5 protein-coding genes are annotated in these 4,956 nt (G+C 70.4%); all 5 read left to right on the top strand.

The annotated features are described in order from the left end of the window. A partial coding sequence (locus J5F18_RS16345) for a protein-L-isoaspartate(D-aspartate) O-methyltransferase (RefSeq protein WP_346299603.1) occupies positions 1-534 on the top strand: 534 nt, incomplete at its 5' end. Between the two features lie 13 nt (positions 535-547). Continuing rightward, positions 548-1,522: a DUF368 domain-containing protein gene (locus tag J5F18_RS16340; RefSeq protein ID WP_346299602.1), complete on the top strand. Its 975-nt coding sequence runs from the start codon at positions 548-550 to the stop codon at positions 1,520-1,522. Next, positions 1,515-2,669 carry a peptidoglycan DD-metalloendopeptidase family protein gene (locus J5F18_RS16335; RefSeq protein WP_346299601.1) on the top strand — a complete coding sequence of 385 codons (1,155 nt, stop codon included), beginning with the start codon at positions 1,515-1,517 and terminating at the stop codon, positions 2,667-2,669. Before J5F18_RS16340 ends, J5F18_RS16335 begins: the two co-directional genes overlap by 8 nt. A 116-nt stretch (positions 2,670-2,785) precedes the next feature. Next, a complete protein-coding gene (gene rpoS, locus J5F18_RS16330; RefSeq protein WP_346299600.1) occupies positions 2,786-3,799 on the top strand; it encodes an RNA polymerase sigma factor RpoS in 1,014 nt (337 codons plus the stop codon). A gap of 80 nt (positions 3,800-3,879) precedes the next feature. Continuing rightward, on the top strand, positions 3,880-4,956 hold a 1,077-nt coding region (locus J5F18_RS16325; RefSeq protein WP_346299599.1), incomplete at its 3' end, for a TolC family outer membrane protein.

Here is a 4,956-nt window from a genome sequence, read left to right as displayed (position 1 = left end):
CTGTTCCTCGACGAGGCGCTGGCCCACCGCGCCTACGAGGATACCGCCCTGCCCATCGGCCACGCCCAGACGCTCTCCCAGCCGTGGATGGTGGCCAGGATGACCGAGCTGGTGCTGGAGGCCGCCCCCAGCCGGGTGCTGGAGATCGGCACCGGCTCGGGCTACCAGACCCTGATCCTGGCGCGGCTGGTGCCGGAACTCTGGTCGATCGAACGGATCAATGCCCTGCATCGCCGCGCCGCCGAGCGGCTGCACCTGCTCGAGGCGCACGCCGCCCGGTTGCGCCTGGCCGATGGCGGCCATGGCTGGCCGGAGGAGGCCCCCTTCGATGTCATTCTGCTCACCGCCTGTGCCGGCGAGCTGCCCGCCCCGCTGCTGGCCCAGCTGGCCGACGGCGGGGTGCTGATCACGCCGCTGGCCGACGCCCGGGGTCGCCAGTGGCTGACCCGGGTGCGGCGCCAGGGGGACCATTACGAGCAGCAGCGCCTCGAGTCGGTGCGTTTCGTGCCACTGCTGGAAGGCGTCATTCGTTGAAAGGAGCCAGCTGTTGAAGCGTTATCCAGGAATCTTCCTCAGGGGGGCCGGCATGGGCGCCGCCGATGCGGTGCCCGGCGTCTCCGGCGGCACCATCGCCTTCATCACCGGCATCTACGAGGAGCTGATCCACACCATCAAGCAGTTCGGGCCCAGCGCCTTCGTGGCCTGGCGTCGCGGCGGCCTGCCGATGCTGGTCGCCCACCTCAACCTGGGGTTCGTGGTCCCGCTGCTGGCCGGCATCGCGGTGAGCCTGGTCAGCGTCGCCCACCTGGTGGTGTGGCTGATGGAGGACCATCCGCTGCTGCTCAACGGCTTCTTCTTCGGCCTGGTCGCCGCCTCGGCGCTGGTGGTCAGCCGCCACCCCAGCACCTGGCGGTGGTGGCATGTGGCGCCGCTGGTGGCGGGCCTGCTGCTGGCGCACTTCCTGCCCGCCCTGATGCCGCTGATCCTGATGCTCGGGAGCCCCCAGCTGATCCTGGTGGTGGGCGGCGCCATCGCCATCAGCGCGTTGCTGCTGCCGGGGGTCTCCGGGAGCTTCCTGCTGCTCACCATGGGGCTCTACGGCACCGTGATGCAGGGCATTCGCAGCTTCGACCTGGGGCTGATCACCCTCTTCGGGCTGGGCTGCCTGATCGGCCTGTTCTTCTTTTCTCGACTGCTCTCCTGGCTGCTGCGCCATCACCATACCGCCACTCTGCAGCTGCTGGTGGGCTTCATCGTGGGCTCGCTGCCGGTACTCTGGCCCTGGCGCGAGCTGGTACGCTACCAGCTCGGCCCCGAGGGTCAGATGATTCCCCTGGACTACCGCTATCTCACCCCGGCTGACTTCGCCCTGCTCACCGGCGAGTCGGCCCAGCTGGCGGGCGTGGTGGCGCTGATGCTGGTCGGGGCGGCCCTGGTACTGCTGCTGGATCGCGGGGGCCGTCGTCCGGCCGCCGCGCGCACGCCCCGAGGGGCGAACAAGGAGGATGCTTCCGATGCGTAAGGTAATGATGATCTCCGCGCTGGCCCTGGCCCTGGCCGGCTGCGCCGCCCAGCAGGGCGAGTCGCCCCAGGTGCAGGTGCGCGACCTCTCGGCCAGCCGCGAGCGGGCCCCGGCCTCCCAGTACACCGTGGAGGCCGGCGATACCCTCTATGGTATCGCCTGGCGCCACAACCTGGACTACCGCGACCTGGCGCGGATCAACCGCATCGGCCCTCCCTATCAGATCCAGCCGGGCCAGCGCCTGGTGCTGGACCCGGACGCCGAGGCACCGGCGCGTGAGGAGGGCACCACCGCCCTGGCCACCGGCACCGGCGTGGTGGCCACGCCGCTGGGCGGCGAGGCGGCCGGTGAGCCGGCGACCGAGGACGCCGGCAGCATGGAGTGGCTGCTGCCCGATGGCACCACCGAGCAGGGGCGCCGGCTCACCGCCCGCTCCCTGGACGAGGCCGAAGGCCCGAGCCTGGCGGCGGTCGAGGGCGCTGTGGAAGCCGCCGGCGGAACCGCGGGGCCCGGCCCCATCTACGACCCCGCCACGCCCGGCGCCGACGGTCGCCTGAGCGAGCGAGACCTGGCCGAGCGGCGTGAAGCCGAGCGGGCCGCGGCCGAAGCCCCCGCCGAGCCGGCGGTGGAGGCGAGCCGTGAGGTGGCCGCCGCCGAGCCGGCGCCCGAGCCGGAACCCGCGCCGACGGCCAGCCCCGAGCCCGTTGCGGGCACCGTCGTGGCCGGAGCGCGCGCGGCGCCCGATCGGGCCTCGCGCACCTTTACCCCGGTGGAGGAGGTGGAGTGGCGCTGGCCCAGCGAGGGCGAGATCGTCGGTCGTTTCGGCGAGGGCGGCAGCATCACCGCCGGCATTGATATCGCCGGGCAAAAGGGGCAACCTGTCAGGGCAGCCGGACCGGGAATCGTCGTCTATGCCGGCAGCGGGGTACGGGGCTATGGCAACCTGATCCTGCTCAAGCACAACGACGAGTACCTGAGCGCCTATGCCCACAACGACTCCCTGCGCGTGCGCGAGAACGACGTGGTCGAGGCCGGCGAGGTGATCGCCACCATGGGCGACAGCGATGCCGAGGATGTGCGGCTGCACTTCGAGGTGCGCAGGAACGGTCAGCCGCAGGACCCCCTGAACTACCTGCCGTCGCGCTGAGTGCCGTTGGGCCCCGGTGGCCATCGCACCTGCGGGGTGTCACACAATAATAATCAGGTGCGCCGATGTTGTTCCCATGGCGTCGGCGCCGGGACGCAACCACAGGGTAGCCATCGATGAGCATGCTTGAACGGGACCTTCAGGATGTGAATCTCGACTCGCTCGAGGAGAAGGACGACGAGGTCGTCGACGACCTGGACGACGACAGCGATGACAGCGATGACAGCGGCGATACGGGCAGCAGCGACGAAGCGGCCTTCGAGAAGGCGCTGAGTCGCGAGGATCGCTACAGCAACCACAGCCTGGATGCGACCCAGATCTACCTCAACGAGATCGGATTCTCGCCGCTGCTGACTCCCGAAGAGGAGGTCTTCTTCGGCCGCCTGGCCCGCCAGGGCGACCCGGCGGGGCGCGCGCGGATGATCGAATCCAACCTGCGCCTGGTGGTCAAGATCGCCCGGCGCTACCTCAACCGCGGGCTGTCGCTGCTCGACCTGATCGAGGAGGGCAACCTCGGCCTGATCCGCGCCGTGGAGAAGTTCGACCCCGAGCGCGGTTTCCGCTTCTCCACCTACGCCACCTGGTGGATCCGCCAGACCATCGAGCGGGCGCTGATGAACCAGACCCGCACCATCCGCCTGCCCATCCACGTGGTCAAGGAGCTCAACATCTACCTGCGGGCGGCCCGGGAGCTGACCCAGAAGCTCGACCACGAGGCCACCGCCGAGGAGATCGCCGACTACCTCGACAAGCCGGTGGAGTCCGTCAAGAAGATGATGGGTCTCAACGAGCGGATCTCCTCGGTGGACTATCCGGTGGGGGGCGACAGCGACAAGCCGCTGATCGAGACCCTGGCCGACGACAACGAACTGGGCCCCGAGTCCTCGCTGCTCGACGGCGACATCAAGCAGCACGTCGACGACTGGCTCGCCGAGCTCACCGAGAAGCAGATGGAGGTGGTAGTGCGCCGCTTCGGCCTGCGGGGCCACGAGGCGGCCACCCTCGAACAGGTGGGTGAGGAGATCGGCCTGACCCGGGAGCGGGTGCGCCAGATCCAGGTCGAGGCGCTCAAGAAGCTGCGCCGGGTGCTCGACAAGCAGGGCCTCTCCCTGGATTCGATCTTCGAGTAGGTGAAGCGCTTGCCGATTTCCTGCATGCTGGCCTGCCAGCCTGCAGGGCAACGGCCCCGTCACACAGGAACTCTACGCCCATGCCCCGCCTCTCCCTGTCTCGCCTGGCCCCGTCTCCCCTGGCCCTGCTCGTCGGGCTGGCCGTGGCCGGCCCGGCCCAGGCCACCGACCTCTGGACCGTCGCCCGGGATGCCCTGGACAACGACGCCAGCCTGGCCGCGGCCCGCTCCGGTTTCTCCGCCGTGGAGGCCGTGCGCGACGTGCAGCGCGGCACCCTCTTGCCCCAGATTGCCGCGGGCACCAACCTGACCCACAGCCGCACCTACCGCCGCCAGGGGAATGCCCTGGCGGCGCCGGGCGCCGATGGGCCGTTCGTCGGCGATGACGAGGCCAACACCCTGGCACTGCGCCTGGAGGCGACCCAGAGCGTCTATGACGCGACCCGGCGTGCCCAGCTCGAGCGTGCCGAGCGCGAGGTCGACCGCGAGGGGCGCTCCCTGGCGGCCAGCGAGCAGCAACTGCTGCTGAACGTGGCCGAGGCCTACTTCGAGATCCTGCGTGCCCACGACCTGCTCGCGGCGAGCCGTGCCCAGGAGACCGCCATCGGACGCCAGCTGGAGCAGGCCCAGGAGCGCTTCGAGGTGGGGTTGATCGCCATCACCGAGGTGCACGAGGCCCAGGCCTCCTTCGACCTGGCCCGCGCCCAGCGCATCGCCGCCGAGAGCGCCATGCAGGTCAGCTTCGAGGCCCTCGAGCGGCTCACCGGCCAGCGTTACCGGAGCATCGATGGCCTCGCCGAGGAGATCCCCATCGTGCCCCCGGAGCCCGTCGATCGTGACGACTGGGTCGCCCTGGCCATGGAGAACAGCCCCCTGCTGCAGGTCGCCGAGGCGGGCGTCGAGGTGGCCCGCAGCGCGCTGGAGGTCTCCCGGGCCGGACGCCTGCCGAGCGTGGAGGCCTTCGCCGGCTACGACTACTCGGACAGCGACCGCAGCGGCGTCTCCGGCCACAACTCCGCCAGCCAGCTCGGCCTGCGCGCCAGCCTGCCGCTCTATACCGGCGGCTCGACCCAGGCGCAGATCCGCCAGAGCGGCTTCGCCCTGGAGGTGAGCCAGTATGACTTCGAGGCCCAGCGCCGCGACACCATCCAGCAGGTG

This window comes from Halomonas sp. BM-2019 (genome assembly GCF_017584085.1).
This window is presented reverse-complemented; position numbering and strand designations above follow the sequence as displayed.

Bases quoted from the DNA above. Each gene is read 5' to 3' on its own strand.
- J5F18_RS16335 (WP_346299601.1), top strand. From the start codon at position 1,515: ATGCGTAAGGTAATGATGATCTCCGCGCTGGCCCTGGCCCTGGCCGGC.
- rpoS (WP_346299600.1), top strand. From the start codon at position 2,786: ATGAGCATGCTTGAACGGGACCTTCAGGATGTGAATCTCGACTCGCTC.